Here is a 19,210-nt window from a genome sequence, read left to right as displayed (position 1 = left end):
AAAAGTAAGGAGAACAAATATGCAAACATCGGTAATCGGATTTCCCAGAGTGGGAGCATTAAGAGAACTTAAGTTTACAACAGAGAAGTTTTTTAAAGGATTGGTGTCCGAGCAGGAGCTGGAGGCACTTGCAAAGGATATCCGAAAAAAACAGTGGCTGAAAATGCAGGAAAAGGAAGTGGATTTTATTCCGTCCAACGATTTTTCTTTTTACGATAATTTCTTGGATGCCGCAGTGCTTTTTAATATCATTCCGGAGCGTTACAGAGAACTGTCTTTAAGTCCTTTAGAGAAGTATTTTGCAATGGCAAGAGGCTATAAGGGACCGGCGGGAGATGTGAAAGCGCTTGCGATGAAGAAGTGGTTCAATACAAACTATCACTACATGGTAGCGGAGATTTCCGATAAGGATGAGATTCGTCTCGCAGGCGATAAGCCTTTTAAGGAGTATGAGGAGGCAAAGGCTTTGGGCGTTGAGACGAAGCCCGTGCTTATCGGTCCCTTTACCTTATTAAAGCTTCTCCGCTATACCGAAAAGAAGACAGAGAAGGATTTCCTTCCTGAGGCGATTTCCGCTTACAAGGCCTATGTGGAAAAGTTTGCGTCTCTCGGTGTACAGTGGATTGCCTTTGATGAAGCGTATCTTGTAAGAGATTTGGATCAGGATGATCTTGCACTTTTTACTGCCTTATATAAAGAGATTCTTTCCGTAAAGGGCGAGACAAAGGTATTGTTACAGACTTACTTCGGCGATGTAAGAGACGCTTATGAAAGCATTTTGGCACTGCCCTTTGACGGTGTAGGTCTGGATTTTCTGGAAGGAAAAGAGACTCGTAACCTTGTTGCGAAGGGCTTCCCCAAGGATAAGCTTCTTTTTGCCGGCTTGATTAACGGAAAAAACATTTGGAAGAACCACTATGAAAAGACGGTGGAAACAGTAAAGGAATTGGAGAAAAAGGGCGTTTCCGTAGTGCTTGGCACCTCTTGCTCCTTACTGCATGTTCCCTATACTTTGGAAGGGGAAAATAAACTTTCCGAAGAGGTAAAGAGACATTTCAGCTTTGCAGTGGAGAAGCTTTCCGAGCTTTTGGATTTGAAGCATATCTTGGACGGAAAGGCTGAGGCGGAAGTCTTGGAGGAAAATAAGGCTCTCTTTGCCACAGCAAGACCGAACAGTGAAGATAAGGCGGTTAAGGAACGTTGCGCGGCCATTACCGATGCGGATTATACCAGACTTCCCGCCTTTTCCGAGAGAGAAAAGCTTCAGAAGGAAGAATTTAAGCTTCCGCTTTTCCCGACCACAACCATCGGATCCTTCCCGCAGTCTGCGGATGTTCGTGAGAACAGAAATGCCTTTAAGAAGGGGGAGAAGTCCAAGGAAGAGTATGTTGCCTTTAATAAAGCAAAGATAGCCGAGTGGGTAAAGATTCAGGAAGAGCTGGATTTGGATGTCCTGGTGCACGGTGAGTTCGAAAGAAACGACATGGTGGAGTACTTCGGAGAGCTCTTAAGCGGCTTCTTGTTTACCGAGAAGGCTTGGGTACAGTCTTACGGAACCCGTTGTGTAAAGCCGCCCATCATCTGGGGAGATGTTCGAAGACTTTCCGCTATGACTGTGGAATGGTCCACTTATGCACAGAGCTTAACCAAGCGCCCCATGAAGGGCATGCTCACCGGTCCGGTGACCATTTTGAACTGGTCCTTCCCGAGAGAGGATATCAGCATTGCGGAAAGCACCAAGCAGATTGCTTTGGCAATTCGGGATGAGGTCTTGGATTTAGAGAAGAACGGCATCAAAGTGATTCAGGTAGATGAAGCGGCTTTAAGAGAGAAGCTGCCTCTTCGTAAGTCCGACTGGTACAGTGAGTATTTGGATTGGGCGATCCCCGCCTTCCGTTTGGTACACAGCGGATGTCAGGCAGGCACGCAGATTCATACGCATATGTGCTACAGTGAGTTTACTGATATCATTAAAGCGATTGACAACATGGATGCGGACGTGATTTCTTTCGAGGCTTCCCGTTCCGACTTACTGATTTTGGATTCTTTACGGGAGAACCATTTCCGTACCGAGGTAGGCCCGGGGGTATATGATATCCATTCTCCGAGAGTACCTTCCGTAGAGGAAATCAAAGAAGCACTCGGAAAGATGCTGAAGAAAATTGAAAAAGAAAAGCTCTGGGTCAATCCGGACTGCGGCTTAAAGACCAGAGGTAGAGAGGAAACCTTGGCAAGCTTGAAAAATCTTGTGCAGGCGGCAAAGGAACTGAGAAATGAGTATTGTTGATTTATTTTCCCAAAAAACGGTTTTTTCTTTCGAGGTATTTCCGCCTCGAAGGAATGCCCCGATTGAGACCATCTATGAAACTTTATACGAACTGCAGGATTTGCGCCCCGATTTTATTTCGGTGACTTACGGAGCGGGAGGAGGAGAGAACAAGCAAAGTACGATCTCCATCGCAGAGCATATCAAAAATATCTGTCATGTACCCAGCGTGGTGCATTTTCCCTGCATCGGTTTAACAAAAGAAGATATATTGGAAAAAATAGAGGAGTTTAAGACTGCCGGGATTCAAAATATTCTGGCCTTACGTGGCGATATTCCCGAAGGCATGGAAAATCGAGGAGACTTCCGTTACGCTTCGGATTTAGTGGCTTTTCTGAAAGAGAACGGCGATTTTCGCATTTCTGCAGCCTGCTATCCGGAAGGACATATTGAAAACCCGGATAAGGTAGCGGACATTCGGAATTTGAAAACGAAGGTCGATGCCGGCGCGGAGTATCTGATTTCCCAACTTTTCTTCGACAATGAATACTTTTATGATTTCCTTGAAAAATGTGATTTAGCGGGGATTTCGGTGCCGATTGAGGCCGGGATTATGCCGGTCATCAATAGGCGCCAAGTTTTAAGGATGGCAGGCCTTTGCGGCGTCAATATTCCGAAGAAATTTCAGAGAATTCTGGAAAAATATGAGGATAATTCGGTTGCCATGAGAGATGCCGGAATTGCCTATGCCGTAGATCAAATTGTTGATTTACTGACGCATGGGGTAGACGGGGTACATCTTTATACGATGAACAATTCTTATATTGCCAGAGAAATATATAAGGCAACACACAGCCTCTTCAACTCCGGTGAAAAGGGAGAGAAAGAGGGAACAAGTGCTTCGGCCTAAAGGCCGAAGCCATATTTATGTAAAAGTTTTTTGGCCATTTCACAGTCCTCTCCCGTGTAGAAGGAAAGCTGTAAGGCTCCTTCACCCTTTTCTCGGTTGTGATTGATGCCGATGTTACGGATACTGACCCTGTTGGAAGCAAGTATCGTGGAAATGATGGAAATGGCACCGGGGTGATCCTGAACACGGATGGAGAGGGCATAGTCACTGTGAATCAAACCCTGTGCGCTGCTGTCCATGGAATTGCGATAGGCCCCGGATTCTTGGAAGAGCTCCTCGATTGCATGGGGCTCTTCTTTTTTTATGGAAGACCGGATTTCTTCCAATTGTTGCATGTAAGCCTCTATCATTTCCAAAATCGGCTTTTTATTGCTGAGGCAAATCTGCTGCCACATGACGGGGGATGACGAGGCGATACGGCTGATGTCTTTGAAGCCTCCCGCTGCCAGCTTTTTCATACTGCCTTTTTCATCTTCTTGCTTTAAAAGCTTTACCAGACTTGCGGCAATCAAATGCGGAAGATGGCTTACACAAGCTACGGACCGGTCATGTTCCTCCGGACTCATGACAAAGGGAATACTGCCGATAGAGGAAAGAAATGTCTTCATTTTCTCCGTATTTTCCGAGGAAAAATCTTTTCCCGGTGTCAAGAGATAATAGGCATTTTCCAAAAGAAGAGCATCGGAAGCCTTATAGCCGGAAAGTTCCGCTCCGGCCATAGGATGCCCACCGCAAAATTGCGCCGAAAGTCCCAGCTTTTCCGCTTCCTCCATGATGGCGGTCTTAGTGGATCCTACATCACTTAAAAGGGTATGAGGAGAGAGTTGTTTTTTCAGTTTCTTTAAACAGGAGCGATTTTCTTCTACCGGAGCGCATAAAAACAGAAGATTACAGTCTCTCTCTATTTCTTCGAAACTTTTCAATTCCTGATTCACGATGCCTTCCGATAAGGCGATTTGCACGGAAGACTTGTCCTTATCCAAAACGGAAATATGCGTATCGGGATAGACTTTTTTGATGGCCTTTGCCAATGAACCCCCGATTAAGCCTAAGCCGAAGAAGGTGATACGATTCCACTCCATACTTTTACCCCTCTGATTTCTTTAAAATCAAGTCATTTATGTAAGAATATTTTTACATGAGAATATTTTTGTACATGAATATTTATTACATGAGAATTTTTTCATTCAAAAATATTTCTGTTCAAGATAGTATGATTGCAAAACAGATCCTTGCAATCTTTTCAAATTATACATGAAAACTGCGGAGAGTGTACGTTTTTCAAGAAAAGCTTGCGTGCATTTTCATTTTATATTAGAATTGACAGCGAGTTTAGGGTAGAACTGTGCCCTTGTGGCTGTTTCCCGTATATAAAGATATTTAGGAGGATTTATGGTTTCTGCAGGTGATTTCAGAAATGGTATAACAATCGAGATGGATGGACAGGTAGTTCAGATTATTGAATTCCAGCACGTTAAGCCCGGTAAGGGGGCTGCTTTCGTCCGAACCAAGTTAAGAAATGTAATCAATGGCGGCGTGACAGATAAGACATTCAGACCGACCGAGAAGTTCCCGGCAGCCAGAATTGACAGAGTGGATATGCAGTATCTCTATGATGACGGAGAGATGTATAACTTCATGAACAACGAGACCTTTGAGCAGATTGCTCTGTCTCATGACCAGATTGCCGATTCCATGAAGTTTGTAAAGGAAAATGAAACCGTTAAAGTTGTTTCTTATCAGGGAAATGTATTCTCAGTAGAGCCTCCTTTGAAGGTTACCCTCGAAGTGGTACACACCGAGCCGGGTATCAAAGGAAACACTTCTACCGGTGCTACCAAGCCAGCTACCGTGGAAACAGGGGTAGAGGTTCAGGTACCTCTGTTTGTGAATATTGGAGACAAGATCATCATCTCTACACAGACAGGAGAATACGAGTCCAGAGCATAAGTCTTTTTATGCGGAGTGAGCGTCGCGCAAGGCTGTACGATGTCTCGTTTAGATAAGGAATAGACTTCCGATTCAGGAAGTCTTTTTCCATAATTGGGAAAAGAATAGAAAGGATAAGTATGGAAAGCGTAAAGAAGATTTTACAAAATGCCGTAGAGCTTGCATTTGAGTCTGCCGGATATGAAAAGGAATTGGGAAAGGTTACAATTTCCAATCGTCCTGACCTTTGTGAATACCAGAGTAACGGCGCTTTAATTGGAGCGAAGAAATATCAGAAGAATCCGATTGAGCTGGCTGAGGATGTACAGAAGTATTTGGAGGGAGATAAGGCGCTTTCCGTACCCTTATTCTCCAAGGTGGAAGTGGTTAAGCCGGGATTTTTGAACATGACTCTTTCTCCTGCATTCCTTGCAAAATACTGTGGTCTTATGGCTGAGGATGAGAAGCTCGGTTTAGACCCGAAGGAAGGTCAGAAGGTGCTCGTGGACTACGGCGGAGCGAACGTGGCAAAGCCCCTCCATGTAGGACACCTCCGTTCCGCGTCCATCGGAGAAGCCCTAAAGCGTCTGGCTATCCGTATGGGAAATGAGGCTGTGGGCGATGTGCACCTTGGTGACTTCGGTCTGCAGATGGGTCTTATCATCGGAGAACTGGAAGAAAGAGGAGAGCTGGAAAAGGATTTTACCATAGGGGAACTGGAAGAAATCTATCCCTTTGCTTCTGCAAAAGCCAAAGAGAAGAATGCCGACGGCAGCTTAAAGAATGAAGAGTATGCGAACCGTGCAAAGGATATCACGGTAAGACTGCAGAAGGGTGAAGAGAAGTACAAGAAGGCTTGGGAAAAGATTATGAAGGTTTCCGTTGCCGATTTAAAGAAGAACTATGATGCGCTGGATGTGCATTTTGAAATCTGGAAGGGCGAGTCCGATGCGGAGCCTTATTTCCCGAGACTCATTGAAATTTTGGAAGAGAAGGGGCTTTCCTATCGCTCAAACGGCGCTCTTGTTGTGGATATTGCAGAGCCGGAGGATAAGAAGGAACTGCCTCCCTGCATGATTTTAAAGTCCGACGGAGCAAGCCTTTATGCGACTTCCGACCTAGGAACCATTATGGATAGAGAAAAGTGCTATCCGCAGAACTGGTATCTTTATGTGGCGGACAGCCGTCAGGAGCTGCACTACACTTCCTTCTTCCGCGTAGGAAGAAAGGCGGAGATCCTTCCGAAAGAAACGAAGCTCACTTTTATGGGCTTTGGTACCATGAACGGAAAGGACGGAAAGCCCTTTAAGACTAGAGATGGCGGCGTGCTTCGTTTAGAGAAGCTTATTGACGAGATTCGGGACTCCGTACTTTCTCGTATGGAGGAAGGAAAGGATACCGGACTCACGAGTGAAGAAAGACAGGAAACGGCAAAGGTTATTGCTCTTGCAGCCTTGAAGTACGGGGATCTTTCCAACCAGATTACGAAGGATTATATTTTCGACCTTGAGAAGTTCAGTGCTTTTGAAGGAAATACCGGTCCTTATATCCTTTATACTATCGTGCGTATTGCCTCCATTTTACGGAAATACGCCGAAGCAAACGGAGAGAGTTCTGCAGATACCGCAACTTGGATTGCAAACTACGGAAAGAACTATGCGATTCATTCCGAGGATGAGCCTTCTTTACTCGCTCTTGAGAAGCAGATTATTGTTTTCTCCGATGAAATGAAGGATGCATGGAAGGAGCTGGCACCGCATAAAATCTGCGGATACATTTATGCCCTGGCAAACAGCTTCAATGCCTTCTACCACAATGTAAAGATTCTTGGAGAAGAAGATAAGGAAAAGCAGAAGAACTATATTGCTCACCTTGCACTGACTTGGAGAATTCTGACCGATGCCATCCATGTACTCGGATTCTCTGCACCGGAGAAGATGTAAAATGAAGTATTTTGTTATGAGTGATTTACACGGCTCTTCTTACTATACGAAGAAGGTATTGGATATCTATCGGGCGGGAGAGTATGAGAAGATTCTCCTCCTGGGCGATGTCCTCTACCATGGCCCGCGAAATGATTTACCGAAGGATTATGCTCCGAAAGAAGTCATCAAAATGCTGAATCCCTTAAAAGACGAAATCCTAGCCGTTCGCGGAAATTGTGAGGCGGAAGTGGATCAGATGGTACTGGACTTCCCTGTTATGGCGGATTACGCCCTTTTAGACTTGGGAGGCAGAAGTATTTTCTTAAGTCACGGGCATGTGTATAATCATGAAAGCTTTCCGTTAAGAAAGAACGGCGATGTCTTCTTACAGGGGCATACCCACCTTCCTGTTGCGGAGAAGAAGGAGCGGGACGGAAAGCATTATTTCCACTTAAATCCGGGTTCAGTGAGCCTCCCGAAGGAAGGAAACCCGAACAGCTACGGGGTTCTTACGGAGAAGGGCTTCACCATCTATACCTTGGACGGGGAAGTGCTGAAGACGGTGGAGTTTTAATAGGGAAGAGCAAGTACGCCAAGCTTTATCTTTGATATATGTTATAAATGAAATATTGCGTATACTGCAGCGAAATTCGTTATCAGTGAGATACTGTAAAACAAATTTGTAAAGAATAAAATAATAGCAGATTTTAGGCCAATATAGGCTTCAATCTGCTGTTTTTGTTGTTGTTCTTATCATAGGTAAAATGTTTAGCTTCTTCGTCTTTTAAGAGAAGTATTTTGTAAGGTGAGGGAATAGAAATAGTTTTATCGTTATAACTTGTTAAGGTCATGGCTATAAATCGTATTCGTAGGTGTAACTATTTTCCTAAAATATATAATTTTATTTCTCAATCTATGCTTTCTTTTTCAGGAATGCTTTCAGTGCTTTGACTTTCTTCATAGGCAGTAATGTCAGCGTATAATTGTGAATTAAAATCTTTTTTATTTTTTCTCCTGATACCAAACAAATAAGAAAAGTCAATAATCATCCATGTAATCCATTTTATCGGAAAAACAAACTCTCCAACAAATAAGTAGACTAGAATACTAGATAAAGTAAAAGTGAAAATTCCCAACAATATCGTTGTAATTATTTTTGTTTTAGTACTGATTTTGACTCTAGGCAAAAATAATTTTTTTACAACAACCGCAGGTAAAAAGAAGATCGGCATCCCAATCAGATAAGATAGAAGTTCTAAAACAAAAGAAGGTAATTCCATTTTTTCTCCTTTCATCGAAAAATCCTAACAATAATAAAAAAAGCCGCTTCATTTCTTAATCATTGCAATAAACGTTATAAAAAACATAAATTTTCAGTCTTGTTTTTAAGCTACGATAAAAATAGATTATAACATTAAATTCTATCTTGGAAGTTCAAAATTAACGCATCAATGTTCTTTTATAGTATAATAATAAAATAATTAATACAAGAAAGAATTTGACTTGTGTGATGAAAATAATCACTCGTCCTGAATAGATTGGAGATTTTCATCAGAGGTTTTTTATTGTCTGACTTTCAGGAAGTGGAGGAATTTGTAAAAAAGATTGGAGAAAGGTATGGAAAAGAAAAGTAGGCCGCAGGATAACTGGGATAAGAAAAACGGCTATGTGCTGAAAAGCTTTAAGATGTATCAGACCTTATTTGATGAGTTTAAAGCTACCTGCCAGAGACTTGGAGTGACTCAATCCGGACAGATTTCTAAGCTCATGAAGCAATTTGTAGAAGAAAATCGTGAAAAATAGAGGAATGCTATGAAGATACCGGGATGCAAAGAGGATGGCATAAATAGACTGAGAGAATGAAAATTGAGAGTCTTATCTTTATAGATAGACAAGAGGCTGATATCAAGTGATAGATTTTTAGTCAATAGATACCACTGTCTCAGGCAGTGCTATTTTTTATTCATAACGAGTATCGATTATAAAATGTACGATATCGCGGTAGATGAGGATACATGGAACTGCTTAAGTGTGGTTACTTTCGTGGGCAGTTCATAACCAATTCATGACCAAATTTATTCGAAAACATACTACTTTTGTAAAAAATAAGACTTTCTATAGACACCTCAAAACAAGCAAAAACGCTAGGTTTCAAGCCGTTCTTGGCTGAATTCCTAGCGTTTTTTCATCGTGGACCTGATGGGAGTCGAACCCATGTCCGAAAACGAATTCCCTTTCCTTCTACTATCATAGTACACTTCAAGATTCCCCACTCATAAAAGCTGTGCACTTCTTTTATGAGCCGGTATCCTCTACATACGCCCGAGCATGGGAGGAACCATACACGTCGTTTCTCACATAGATGAGGTCAGGTTCTTCTCCTGTGAGTGAGAGAAGGCTGGCCAGCAGCGCTTAGGCTGCTAATGCGTAACTATTATCGTTAGCGTTTAATTTTAGGTTTGAAGTTTAACGCGACTTCTTTCGGATAGCTTCTAAAGCTGCATCATCCCCGTCGAAACCGGTACAAGCCCTTAGACAGCTTTTATTTTACGGGGAAAAGAAGGATTTGTAAAGAAGCTTGTGCATTCTCTGATTACCCATCCGTCATTTCTTTTTTCAAGCACGCTGTTTTAAAAGAGAGAATTCATCATTTTGAAAGAAAATGGTTCAAATGAGAGGGAGATTTTGGCGGATATTTCTCTCGCTCTTAAGGAATAGTCGAATCACATTTCTATTATAACCAAATCTGCAATTTCACCTCCTTTTTCCGGAAAATCGTGTTAAAATAAAGATTGTTAAATATCTAACCATTATATTCTGCATCTTTTTTTTAGAAAAAACGATGCGGAAAAGAATGTTGCAAGTTGGGAAAGAGTTTTAAGGAGAATGAAAATGAAAATGCTTAGAGAAATGAGAAATCCGTTGAAATATGTCCAGGGAAGAGATGCACTGCTTTCTTTCTGTAAGGAAACAGAGTATATGGGGAAAAATTATCTCTTTGTCTGTTCTCATAGTGCCTACGAAGCTTGTCATGACAAATTGGAAAAAAGCTTTGAAGGAACGGAGAAGACTCGTTACTATGAAATTTTCGGTGGCATTTCCAGTGAGTCCGAGATTGCCAGAATGCGGAAAATTGTGCAGGAAAACAACGTTGATACCGTTGTCGGAGTAGGAGGCGGTTCCGCTGTGGATACGGCGAAAGCAACAGCCTTTTATGAGAAAAAGCAGATTGTCATCATCCCGACGGTAGTGGCTACGGATGCTCCCTGTACCGGCCTTTCCGTAATCTATCATGATGACGGATCTTTCAAAGAATATCTTTTCTATCCGACGAATCCGGACTGTGTTTTGGTAGACAGCACCGTGATTGCCCATGCTCCTGTTCGTTTCTTAATTGCCGGAATGGGAGATGCTCTTGGAACTTATTTTGAGGGAAGAGCTTCTCTTCGTACCGAGTCTCCCAGCTTGGAAAATGCCGGTATTCCCGGTGCAGGAATGGTTCTGGCGAAGTATTGTTATGAGAATCTGAAGAAGTTCGGAGAAGCTGCCATTGTAGCCTGTGAAAATCACGTGGTTACCAAGGCTTTGGACAATATCATTGAGGCTTGCGTCTATCTCTCCGGTGTAGGTGCGGATAATGTCAATGTTGCCGCAGCACATTCCTTCTACAACGGTCTTACCTCCCTCGGCGGACACAGTGCTCCGCACGGAAATTGTGTCGCCTTCGGTACGCTGGTGCAGCTCTGTCTGGAAGGAGTTAAGAAGGAGGAATTTGAAGAAGTGCAGGACTTCTGTGTTGCTGTAGGTCTACCTATAACCTTAGCAGAGCTTGGAAATTTCTCTGATCAGGATTTACACACCATTGCAAAAAATGCCTGCATTCCCGGAGAAACCATTCATAACCTGGCAGGGGATGTTACGGAAACAGAGCTTTATGATGCAATCATTGCCGCAGACGCTCTGGGAAAAAAGAGAAAGGGAAGCTGCTAAGGAGAAAAATTCAATCATAATCAGTCCATTTCTATTGCGAATATCGCGGTGGAAATGGATTTTTTTCTTGCCGAGAATGGGAATTATCTTCGGAATAAGTATTGCAATTACGAAATGAGACAAGAAATATCTTCCGGATAGCACTTGCTATAAGGAATAAAGATAAACTATAATGAAGACGATTTTGTGCAAGTGAATGCTTCCACTGGATTGCCGTTGGACGAACTGAAGAAAAGGGGAAAGAAAAATGAATCATGAGCGGATTCTCGTATTGGATTTTGGTGGACAGTACAACCAGTTGATTGCCCGTAGAGTAAGAGACGAAGGGGTTTATGCAGAGGTTTACAGTTCCGACATTGGCATAGAGAAGATTAAAGAGTTAAGTCCCAAGGGAATCATCTTTACCGGGGGACCTCAGTCCGTGTACAAAGAGGAAAGCCAGCATATCGGAAAGGAAATTTTTGAGCTGGGTATCCCCATTTTCGGCTTCTGCTACGGAGCACAGCTGATTGCCTATGAGCTTGGAGGAGAGGTGGCTACCGCCCCTGTCAGCGAATATGGAAAGACGGAAACTTATGTGGAGAAGTCCTCCGTGCTTTTCTCCGATGTAGCGGAAGAGACTACTGTCTTCATGTCCCACACCGACTATATCGCCAAGGTGCCGGAGGGTTTTACCATTACCGCCCATACCGAGCATTGCCCCGTTGCGGGAATGGAAGATGGGAAGAGACAGATTTATGCGGTGCAGTTCCACCCGGAGGTACAGCACAGCGTGGAAGGGCAGAAGATGATTCATCATTTTCTCTATGACGTCTGCAAATGTACCGGAGACTGGAAGATGGCGTCCTTCGTGGAGGAGCAGGTTTCCCTTTTGAAAAATAAAATAGGTTCCGGCAAGGTGCTTCTCGCCCTTTCCGGCGGTGTGGACAGCTCTGTTGCAGCAGGGCTTCTTTCCAGAGCTATCGGAAAGCAGCTGTACTGCGTGTTCGTGGACCACGGCCTTCTTCGGAAAAATGAAGGAGATCAGGTGGAGGAAATCTTCGGAGAAAAGGGAGATTTCGAGTTAAACTTCGTCCGTGTCAATGCGGGAGAAGAGTATTTTGAGAAATTAGCCGGGGTGGAAGATCCGGAGAAGAAGAGAAAGATTATCGGAGAGCAGTTTATCCGTATCTTTGAGCGTGAGGCAAATAAAATCGGGGCAGTGGACTTCCTTGCCCAGGGAACCATTTACGCAGACGTGGTGGAATCCGGCCTTGGTAAGGGAGCAGTGATTAAGTCCCACCACAATGTGGGCGGACTTCCCAAGAACATTTCCTTCAAAGAAATCGTAGAGCCTCTGCGCCTGCTCTTTAAGGACGAGGTGCGTAAGGTAGGACTGGAGCTTGGACTTCCGGAGCATTTGGTTTATCGTCAGCCCTTCCCGGGACCGGGACTTGGGGTAAGAATCATCGGAGAAGTAACTCCGGAGAAGGTTCGCATGGTACAGGATGCGGATTTCATTTACCGTGAAGAAATCGAGAAGGCAGGACTTTCCCGTTCCTATAGCCAGTATTTTGCTGCCCTCACCAATATGCGTTCCGTGGGCGTGATGGGAGACTTCCGTACCTATGACTATGCGGTGGCTCTCCGTGCAGTGATTACCGATGACTTTATGACCGCAGAATGCGCGGATATCCCCTTCATCGTACTTCAGAGAGTGATGAATCGAATAGTGAATGAGGTAAAGGGCGTGAACAGGGTGTTCTATGATTTGACTTCTAAGCCACCAGGAACGATTGAGATGGAATAACAGTAACAAATATGTTTTTTGTTATATAACGGTTGAAAACAGTGAATTTTAGCGATTTGCAGGAGCAAAAAACTCCTGAATGATACTGTTTTGATACTAAAAGTAAGAAAAAGTAGGTCTGAAAGGGAGTTGTTGAATTTAGGTGAATTGTTTAGAAAGCCTTCCATCGTTTTGGTGGGAGGCTTTTGTGGAAAATAGAGAATGGTAGATTAGAAGTTGTGGAGTATGAATGAATATAAGAATTAGAAAAATGACAGTCAGTGATTTGGAACCGCTTTACAAACTTTTGTCGAATTCGAAAGTAATGCAATATCTCGAAGCACCCTAAACAAAAGAGCAGACCGAGCAATTCCTCTTTCGATCCGGCCTTTCTGAGACACCATTGATATACGCAGTTGAAAAAGATAACGACTTCATCGGATATGTGATTTATCATGATTATGATTCAGAGAGTGTCGAGATTGGATGGGTTTTAGAACCTTCCTTTTGGGGGCTAGGGATTGCATCATGCTTGACATCAGGTATGATAGCAAAAGCTAGAAACTCAGGCAAACAGGTAGTGATTGAATGTGTACCTGAACAAAAAAGTAGTATTCGGATAGCTGAAAAATATGGATTTCAAAAGTGTGGTATTATCGATGGACTGATGATATATCGTTTGTAGAGGTAAATCCCTGTCTGTCGGGATAGGTAAATTAGAAGCTATGTGTGTAATGAAGTATTTGGAGGTATATGAAATAATATGATTAATGAAATTAAGGGTAACAATATTATATTGCGTGAGCAAAAAATCGAAGATGTGAAATTCTTTACCTACTGGTACAATCAGCCATTAGTCATGTTTCAATGTGGCTTTACAAAACTTACTGATGAAGAAGCTGAGAAAGAGAGGATTACAATTGGTCATAAACAGAAAGACTCAGTATGGTACACGATTACAGATTTAGAGGGGAATATAATAGGTGAAACGGGATTGTTACGAATGTGGCCTGACTGGAACTGTACGGATCTTTCGATTATCATTCCTGACCCTAAAATACAACAGAGAGGATATGGAACAGAAGCTATTAGACTTATGCTGAGCCTTGCTTTTGATCACTATGAAATGAACCGAGTGGCAATTGGTGTGGTAGGGCTGAATACCAATGCATTGAATTTCTATAGAAAAATCGGATTTAAGCAAGAAGGTATTCAAGAGCAAGGATACTACTATAATAACGAGTACAGTGACTTTATCATGATGAGGATTCTTCGCCAAGAGTGGCAATAAAATATTAATCCCGATTTGTCGGGCTAATTCAGTAAATTATACAGTGAAAGCACATGACTTTAAAATCTAAAAATCTTTCAGTTATGTGTTTTTTCTGTGCCTATTTTATTTCCGGTGGGACTTTGACTGACATACCGTTATTAAAGCGTTTGAGATTACTTTCTTCAAAGGGAACATAATCTTTTTTTAGACTGTCGGGGTAGTTTGCCTTCCAATCCTCATATGCTTCTCTTGTGATCTCATTATTTTCGTATTTTTCCTTCATTTTTTGCCATTGTTCAAGCATGCCTCTAATTCTTAGAATGGCTTCACTACCAAAATAAATACCTGTGGTAGTATATTCAGGATCTTCATCATTTACAATAACAGGTCTTATATTGACTTCAATGCTGTCATCCAGCTTAAACAAAAATCGCATTAAATCATGTTCCGTATAGGGATAATCAGGTTCTTTCAAATACTCTTTGTTTACATGCAGTGCAGTGGAAATATTTTCTAAGACATCATCTTTAGGAGTGCGAATATCAAGTTCGTATTGCCTTATTCTCACATCATCTAATCCGGTTCTATCTCCTAATGCCTTTTGAGTAATTCTTCTTAATTCACGAAATTTCTTTATCAATTTACCCAAACTCAATCTTAACACCTCCTTAGGAGCAAATTTGTTTCTCTTTAATAATATAATCGAAAATAGGAAAAAATTCAATAGAAAAATAAAATTAAGAAAAAAGTATTGACAGAAATAAAAAAGCTACTCATAATCTAAAATATAAACAGAAACAAATATGTTTCTGAAATGGAAAGGAGGAAAGTACGATGGAGAAATTATTTCTTACTTCAAATGAAGTTGCCGATTTACTAAATATATCGCAGCAACAAGCCTATAAAATCATACGAGATATGAATAAGCAGCTTGCTGAAAACGGCTTTCTTGTCCTTAGGGGAAGAATCAATAAGAAATATTTTATGGAACAAATCTACAAGGCGAAGGAGGGAGACTAATGCCTGCATATAAGGACGAAAAAAGCGGGAAATGGTTCGCATCATTCTATTACAAGGATTGGGACGGACAGAGCAGAAAAAAGCTGAAAAGGGGTTTTGAAACGAAGAAAGAGGCAATTACTTATGAGAGGAATTTTACAGTCAAGATGTCCGGTTCACTCAATATGCTATTTGTAGACTATTTTGAACTCTATAAGGCTGATGTCATAGGAACAATAAGGTTAAATACTTGGATGACTAAAGAACATATGATAAGAACAAAGATTTTACCGTTTTTTAGCGGTATGAAAATGAGTGAAATTAAGCCTGTTGTAGTAAAGAAGTGGCATAATGTACTCTTAAACATTGAAAATGCGGAAGGAGAAGCCTATAAGCCAACCTATCTTAAATCCATTCACGCACAGCTTAGTTGTATGTTCAACCATGCAGTCAAGTATTATGGATTAAGGAAAAATCCGTGCAAAGTAACAGGGCGAATAGGAAAGCAAAGAAGCGATGAGGAAGTGGAATTTTGGACAAAAGAGGAATACCTACAGTTTATAGAAGCTGTTAAGGATAAGGATATTTCATTTTATGCTTTTGAAATTCTATATTGGACAGGTATTCGATTAGGTGAACTTAGAGCATTAACAAAAGCTGATTTTGACTTTGATAAAAAGACAATGAGGATAAGTAAATCAGCACAGAGAATTAACGGAGAAGAAGTTATTACCGATCCGAAAACACCGAAAAGCAAAAGAACAATTATGCTTCCGGATTTTTTAATAAGAGAACTTAAAGACTATTTCTTGAAGATTGAATATTTTTCGGAAGATGAACAAATCTTTCCAAAATGCAAAACATATTTCAACAAGGAAATGGAGAGAGGAATTAAAAAGTCGAAAGTCAGGAAAATCAAGCTTCATGCACTGAGGCACAGCCATATATCGCTGCTTATAGAAATGGGGTTTACACCTGTTGATATTGCAGCACGAACAGGACATGAGAGCATAAATGTGTTGATGGATTACAGTCATATGTTTCCAAATAAACAGTTGGATATGGCGAATAGGTTGGATAAGGAGGGAGAATACAGTGAAAGCACCGAAATTTCCAAGCTATGATGAAGCGGTTAATCGCAAGTCAAAAAAAGGCAAGACGCTGATGACGAAGGAGGAATGGGAAAAGCTTGAGGAAGAAAGAAAGCAAAAAGATAAAGATAAGCATGTAAAGTCTGATAAAAACCGAAAGCGACGGACAACAATAGTTTTCAGAACTACCGAAAAGGATCGAGAAATCATATTCAGTAAAATTGCACTATCAGGGTTAAACAGACAAGACTATATGACAGATGCAATATTGAATGCACCGATAAAGGTTGTTGCAACAAGGAATGTGATCGATCAATGTAAAAAGGAGCTGAAAAACATTTTAGCGGAGCTTCGGAGGATAAACGGTTATGAGAATATGGCTGAAAAGGACAAATATGTACTTGTGATGATTAGTCAAATTATTGAAGCGGCACTAAAAAAAAGCCTTTAGCCAAAAGACCAAAGGCAAGATGAAAGTACAACTTGGTATTTCATCCCTGACAAGATTATTTTATCAGGTTGTACTTCCGTTCTCAATAAAAATTATAGGAGGTTACCATGATAAACAAGGAGAACTATCTACAAAATATTCCACTTGAATTAAGGCAATATAAGCAATGGCTGTGGTTTAAGAGAATTGTAAGAGTAGACAAGTGGGGAAAAGAAAAAATTTCTAAAATACCCATCAGCCCAATCACATTAAAATCAGATGGTTGGAACGATAGAAAGCATTGGACGGATTTTGAAACAGCGGTTAAAAATTTAGAAAGTAGTGGCTCGGATGGATTGTCTTTTGCACTAAGCAAAGATGATCCATTTGTTTGTATTGACTTAGATCGGGTTGATGATAGCTTTGGAGATTTTCTAAATGACTTCAATGACCCCTATCGAGAAGTCTCACAATCCGGGAGAGGAGTTCATATCTTTGCTAAAGGTGTGATTGCAAAAAACTTCAATAATCAAATCGAAAAAGTGGAGATGTATCAGGAGAATAGGTGCATTGCGATGACAGGAAATATCCAAAGGTTTGGGAGTATGCCTGTCAGAACGGTAGAGCAAAAACAAAAAGAACTGGATAAATACTATAAATTATTTGCTCCGAAAGACAGTATCAAAGAAGCAATTAGAAAGTATCAAGTGATGGATGACCGGGTTCCGGATAGCAACAAAGTTATAGAAATAATGTGCAGACATAATGCTAGGGCAAAGGCTTTGTTTGAAGGTTCAAATACAAGTGGCGATCCAAGCAAAGATGATTTTGCACTTCTTCTTTTCCTAAACAGCTTTACGCACGGAAACGCAGAAATGATGAAAGAAATCTTCCTCAGATCTGCACTGAATCGAATGAGAGATAAAAGCAAAAGAAGGACAGAAGCGGGCTATCTTAGATATTTGGATGAAAGTATTAGAAAAGCATTGCAAGGAGGCAATCAAAGATATTGGGATTATAACTATCACAGAAAAAAAGGAGGATATTCGCTTGAATAACTGGCTTACATTTGATGATGAGAAGCTTAACGACTACTTGAATCGTGAGCTTGAAATCACGGAGAAAGGACAAGTCAAAAGTACAACCACCAATCTCATTACTGTGTTAGTAAATCCTTGTCTTTGTAAGAGCAGAGAGATTTTATTCGGTCATATATTTTTCGATACTTGCAGCATGACGATTCAGTTTTATGGATGGCTGAGAGGTGAAAAAAGTTCGGATTTAGAAATTCGAAAATGGAATGACCATATGACGAATATCCTCGGTGTTGAAATCGAGAGAGAGTTTGGCATCAAATACTCCAAAAGTCGTATGGAAGATGCAATCACTTTTGTTGCACATAAAAGAACCATAAATTTGCCTGCAATGTATATGAAATCCTTGACTTATGATGGTAAGGAACATATTTCAAAATTGCTTTCAAAATATCTTGGAGCAGAAGAAAACGAGCTGAATTCCTGGATAATGAAACATATCTTGGTCGGAATGGTAAAACGGGTATTTCATCCGGGATGTAAGTTTGATGAACTAATGGTTTTGACAGGTTGTCAAGGTGTGGGAAAGACATCCTTTATTGAAAAGCTGGCGCTGTTCCCCGAATGGTATTGTTCGCTTAATAACATCAAAGGCAAGGATGCAGTCAGCAATTTGGTGGGGAAAGTCGTAGTAGAACTGGAGGAATTTGTGGCACTTAGAAATGCAAAGAGTGCCGATGAAGCGAAGCTCTTTATTTCTGCAAGGACAAGCACAGTAAGACTTCCGTATGAGAGGTTTTCAAGAGATGTAAAACGAACTTGTATCTTGATTGCGACCACAAACGATGCGACATTCCTTGGGGATTTTTCGGGAGAGCGAAGATACTTGCCGGTCAAAGTGGATATGAAAAAAATACAGGTGCCGATCATGTATGATCCTGAAAAATTTCCTGTTTTGGAAACTATCACAAGAGAAGAACATGCGGAAATGGTAAGAAATGACTTTGAAGGGGCCATTGCAGAAGCTGTATATCTTTACGAAAACAAATTGCACGATTTCTATTTACCGAAAGAATTGAGAAATGATCTGAACCTTGTCATTCAAACGCATAAAAGTGAAAATAGACATGTCCAAAACTTCCTGGACTTTATGGAATGGAAAACGACAGAATCCGATACGCCGGATCTCCTTTGTTCCGCAGAATTTACAAGCAAGTACCCTGAAACGAATGAAAAAGTCTTTTCGGAACTGATGGCAAATGAGATGGCAGGAGAATGGATCTTAGAAGCAAATGTGAAGAGCAAGAAGGTAAGGATTGACGGAGTGGTTCGAGTCAGTAAAAAATTCTACAAAAGGACAATAACCACAGACTTTGTGGAAGTAGAAGCCTCGGAGATACCATTCTAAGAGTTTTGGAAAAGTCCGCTACCGCTACTTTGCTACCGACTTCAAAGGTAGTGAGGTAGTGGTAGCGATAACTTTCAAACTTCTATAAAACGGAAATTGGGCAGAATGAGCGTTTTCCCTCTTGGCTACGGATGCTCTTATTCTTCTGTGATAGTCATAAGAGAATAGAGCTTATTTTCATAGAAAG

17 protein-coding genes, 1 other RNA gene and 1 pseudogene are annotated in these 19,210 nt (G+C 41.3%); 15 read left to right on the top strand and 4 right to left on the bottom strand.

Features of this window, described 5'->3' with window-relative positions; all coding sequences use genetic code 11:
* Nucleotides 1-19 precede the first annotated feature (19 nt).
* Both metE and metF read left to right on the top strand, forming a co-directional pair.
* The gene (gene metE, locus HMPREF9624_RS02935) at nucleotides 20-2,287 is read left to right on the top strand and encodes a 5-methyltetrahydropteroyltriglutamate--homocysteine S-methyltransferase (protein WP_009536468.1); all 2,268 of its coding nucleotides are present in this window, start codon (nucleotides 20-22) and stop codon (nucleotides 2,285-2,287) included.
* Nucleotides 2,274-3,176: a methylenetetrahydrofolate reductase [NAD(P)H] gene (gene metF, locus HMPREF9624_RS02930; protein ID WP_009536467.1), complete on the top strand. Its 903-nt coding sequence runs from the start codon at nucleotides 2,274-2,276 to the stop codon at nucleotides 3,174-3,176. The genes metE and metF overlap by 14 nt, the downstream gene beginning before the upstream one ends.
* Here metF and HMPREF9624_RS02925 read toward each other — a convergent pair.
* The gene (locus tag HMPREF9624_RS02925) at nucleotides 3,173-4,258 is read right to left on the bottom strand and encodes a prephenate dehydrogenase (RefSeq protein ID WP_009536466.1); all 1,086 of its coding nucleotides are present in this window, start codon (nucleotides 4,256-4,258) and stop codon (nucleotides 3,173-3,175) included. The genes metF and HMPREF9624_RS02925 overlap by 4 nt on opposite strands.
* 310 nt (nucleotides 4,259-4,568) lie before the next feature.
* Between HMPREF9624_RS02925 and efp the strand changes: the two genes are divergently transcribed.
* From efp to yfcE, 3 genes are all read left to right on the top strand, one after another.
* Nucleotides 4,569-5,126, top strand: coding sequence for an elongation factor P (gene efp / locus HMPREF9624_RS02920; RefSeq protein ID WP_009429426.1), 558 nt, complete (start codon nucleotides 4,569-4,571; stop codon nucleotides 5,124-5,126).
* A gap of 119 nt (nucleotides 5,127-5,245) precedes the next feature.
* On the top strand, nucleotides 5,246-7,048 hold the full coding sequence (argS, locus tag HMPREF9624_RS02915) for an arginine--tRNA ligase (RefSeq protein WP_009536465.1): 1,803 nt from the start codon (nucleotides 5,246-5,248) through the stop codon (nucleotides 7,046-7,048).
* Nucleotide 7,049: 1 nt separating this feature from the next.
* Nucleotides 7,050-7,604, top strand: coding sequence for a phosphodiesterase (gene yfcE, locus HMPREF9624_RS02910; RefSeq protein WP_009536464.1), 555 nt, complete (start codon nucleotides 7,050-7,052; stop codon nucleotides 7,602-7,604).
* A 334-nt stretch (nucleotides 7,605-7,938) separates the two neighbouring features.
* Here yfcE and HMPREF9624_RS02905 read toward each other — a convergent pair whose 3' ends face one another.
* A complete protein-coding gene (locus HMPREF9624_RS02905) occupies nucleotides 7,939-8,310 on the bottom strand; it encodes a hypothetical protein (RefSeq protein WP_009536463.1) in 372 nt (123 codons plus the stop codon).
* A 337-nt stretch (nucleotides 8,311-8,647) separates the two neighbouring features.
* Between HMPREF9624_RS02905 and HMPREF9624_RS02900 the strand changes: the two genes are divergently transcribed.
* The gene (locus HMPREF9624_RS02900) at nucleotides 8,648-8,833 is read left to right on the top strand and encodes a hypothetical protein (RefSeq protein ID WP_009536462.1); all 186 of its coding nucleotides are present in this window, start codon (nucleotides 8,648-8,650) and stop codon (nucleotides 8,831-8,833) included.
* A 385-nt stretch (nucleotides 8,834-9,218) separates the two neighbouring features.
* Here the strand turns inward: HMPREF9624_RS02900 and ssrA are convergent.
* Nucleotides 9,219-9,561: a transfer-messenger RNA gene (ssrA, locus tag HMPREF9624_RS11495) on the bottom strand.
* 361 nt (nucleotides 9,562-9,922) lie between these two features.
* Between ssrA and HMPREF9624_RS02895 the strand changes: the two genes are divergently transcribed.
* The 4 genes and pseudogenes from HMPREF9624_RS02895 (at nucleotide 9,923) to HMPREF9624_RS02880 (ending at nucleotide 14,079) form a co-directional block, all read left to right on the top strand.
* Nucleotides 9,923-11,020, top strand: a complete 1,098-nt coding sequence (locus tag HMPREF9624_RS02895; RefSeq protein WP_009536461.1) for a glycerol dehydrogenase — start codon at nucleotides 9,923-9,925, stop codon at nucleotides 11,018-11,020.
* A gap of 247 nt (nucleotides 11,021-11,267) precedes the next feature.
* On the top strand, nucleotides 11,268-12,809 hold the full coding sequence (gene guaA, locus HMPREF9624_RS02890; protein ID WP_009536460.1) for a glutamine-hydrolyzing GMP synthase: 1,542 nt from the start codon (nucleotides 11,268-11,270) through the stop codon (nucleotides 12,807-12,809).
* 343 nt (nucleotides 12,810-13,152) lie between these two features.
* Nucleotides 13,153-13,473, top strand: a pseudogene (locus HMPREF9624_RS12365) (GNAT family N-acetyltransferase); the annotation flags it as partial.
* A gap of 78 nt (nucleotides 13,474-13,551) precedes the next feature.
* Nucleotides 13,552-14,079: a GNAT family N-acetyltransferase gene (locus tag HMPREF9624_RS02880; RefSeq protein WP_009536458.1), complete on the top strand. Its 528-nt coding sequence runs from the start codon at nucleotides 13,552-13,554 to the stop codon at nucleotides 14,077-14,079.
* Nucleotides 14,080-14,179: 100 nt separating this feature from the next.
* Here the strand turns inward: HMPREF9624_RS02880 and HMPREF9624_RS02875 are convergent, their stop codons facing one another.
* Complete coding sequence (locus HMPREF9624_RS02875) at nucleotides 14,180-14,725, bottom strand: helix-turn-helix domain-containing protein (protein WP_242822611.1); 546 nt, start codon at nucleotides 14,723-14,725, stop codon at nucleotides 14,180-14,182.
* Between the two features lie 170 nt (nucleotides 14,726-14,895).
* Here HMPREF9624_RS02875 and HMPREF9624_RS02870 point away from each other — a divergent pair, with 170 nt between their 5' ends.
* The 5 genes from HMPREF9624_RS02870 to HMPREF9624_RS02850 all read left to right on the top strand — a co-directional run bounded on the left by HMPREF9624_RS02870 (nucleotide 14,896) and on the right by HMPREF9624_RS02850 (nucleotide 19,023).
* Nucleotides 14,896-15,081 carry a transcriptional regulator gene (locus tag HMPREF9624_RS02870; RefSeq protein ID WP_009536456.1) on the top strand — a complete coding sequence of 62 codons (186 nt, stop codon included), beginning with the start codon at nucleotides 14,896-14,898 and terminating at the stop codon, nucleotides 15,079-15,081.
* Nucleotides 15,081-16,184, top strand: a complete 1,104-nt coding sequence (locus HMPREF9624_RS02865; protein WP_009536455.1) for a site-specific integrase — start codon at nucleotides 15,081-15,083, stop codon at nucleotides 16,182-16,184. The genes HMPREF9624_RS02870 and HMPREF9624_RS02865 overlap by 1 nt, the downstream gene beginning before the upstream one ends.
* Nucleotides 16,185-16,224: 40 nt before the next feature.
* The gene (locus HMPREF9624_RS02860) at nucleotides 16,225-16,602 is read left to right on the top strand and encodes a plasmid mobilization protein (protein WP_242822610.1); all 378 of its coding nucleotides are present in this window, start codon (nucleotides 16,225-16,227) and stop codon (nucleotides 16,600-16,602) included.
* A 107-nt stretch (nucleotides 16,603-16,709) separates the two neighbouring features.
* Nucleotides 16,710-17,639 (top strand): DNA primase, encoded by a 930-nt coding sequence (locus HMPREF9624_RS02855; protein WP_009536453.1) that lies wholly within the window; start codon nucleotides 16,710-16,712, stop codon nucleotides 17,637-17,639.
* A complete protein-coding gene (locus HMPREF9624_RS02850; protein WP_009536452.1) occupies nucleotides 17,632-19,023 on the top strand; it encodes a VapE domain-containing protein in 1,392 nt (463 codons plus the stop codon). The genes HMPREF9624_RS02855 and HMPREF9624_RS02850 overlap by 8 nt, the downstream gene beginning before the upstream one ends.
* Nucleotides 19,024-19,210: the final 187 nt, after the last annotated feature.

This window comes from Oribacterium asaccharolyticum ACB7 (assembly GCF_000238075.1).
GTDB classification, from domain to species: Bacteria; Bacillota; Clostridia; order Lachnospirales; family Lachnospiraceae; genus Oribacterium; species Oribacterium asaccharolyticum.
The sequence above is the reverse complement of the archived record's forward strand: the minus strand, read 5'-3'. Positions and strand labels throughout refer to the sequence as shown.

Coding starts and splice junctions, on each gene's coding strand:
- HMPREF9624_RS02855 (WP_009536453.1), top strand. CDS start 16,710: ATGATAAACAAGGAGAACTATCTACAAAATATTCCACTTGAATTAAGG.
- argS (WP_009536465.1), top strand. CDS start 5,246: ATGGAAAGCGTAAAGAAGATTTTACAAAATGCCGTAGAGCTTGCATTT.
- metE (WP_009536468.1), top strand. CDS start 20: ATGCAAACATCGGTAATCGGATTTCCCAGAGTGGGAGCATTAAGAGAA.
- HMPREF9624_RS02880 (WP_009536458.1), top strand. CDS start 13,552: ATGATTAATGAAATTAAGGGTAACAATATTATATTGCGTGAGCAAAAA.
- metF (WP_009536467.1), top strand. CDS start 2,274: ATGAGTATTGTTGATTTATTTTCCCAAAAAACGGTTTTTTCTTTCGAG.
- efp (WP_009429426.1), top strand. CDS start 4,569: ATGGTTTCTGCAGGTGATTTCAGAAATGGTATAACAATCGAGATGGAT.
- HMPREF9624_RS02860 (WP_242822610.1), top strand. CDS start 16,225: ATGACGAAGGAGGAATGGGAAAAGCTTGAGGAAGAAAGAAAGCAAAAA.
- HMPREF9624_RS02895 (WP_009536461.1), top strand. CDS start 9,923: ATGAAAATGCTTAGAGAAATGAGAAATCCGTTGAAATATGTCCAGGGA.
- HMPREF9624_RS02870 (WP_009536456.1), top strand. CDS start 14,896: ATGGAGAAATTATTTCTTACTTCAAATGAAGTTGCCGATTTACTAAAT.
- HMPREF9624_RS02925 (WP_009536466.1), bottom strand. CDS start 4,258: ATGGAGTGGAATCGTATCACCTTCTTCGGCTTAGGCTTAATCGGGGGT.
- guaA (WP_009536460.1), top strand. CDS start 11,268: ATGAATCATGAGCGGATTCTCGTATTGGATTTTGGTGGACAGTACAAC.
- yfcE (WP_009536464.1), top strand. CDS start 7,050: ATGAAGTATTTTGTTATGAGTGATTTACACGGCTCTTCTTACTATACG.
- HMPREF9624_RS02900 (WP_009536462.1), top strand. CDS start 8,648: ATGGAAAAGAAAAGTAGGCCGCAGGATAACTGGGATAAGAAAAACGGC.
- HMPREF9624_RS02905 (WP_009536463.1), bottom strand. CDS start 8,310: ATGGAATTACCTTCTTTTGTTTTAGAACTTCTATCTTATCTGATTGGG.
- HMPREF9624_RS02865 (WP_009536455.1), top strand. CDS start 15,081: ATGCCTGCATATAAGGACGAAAAAAGCGGGAAATGGTTCGCATCATTC.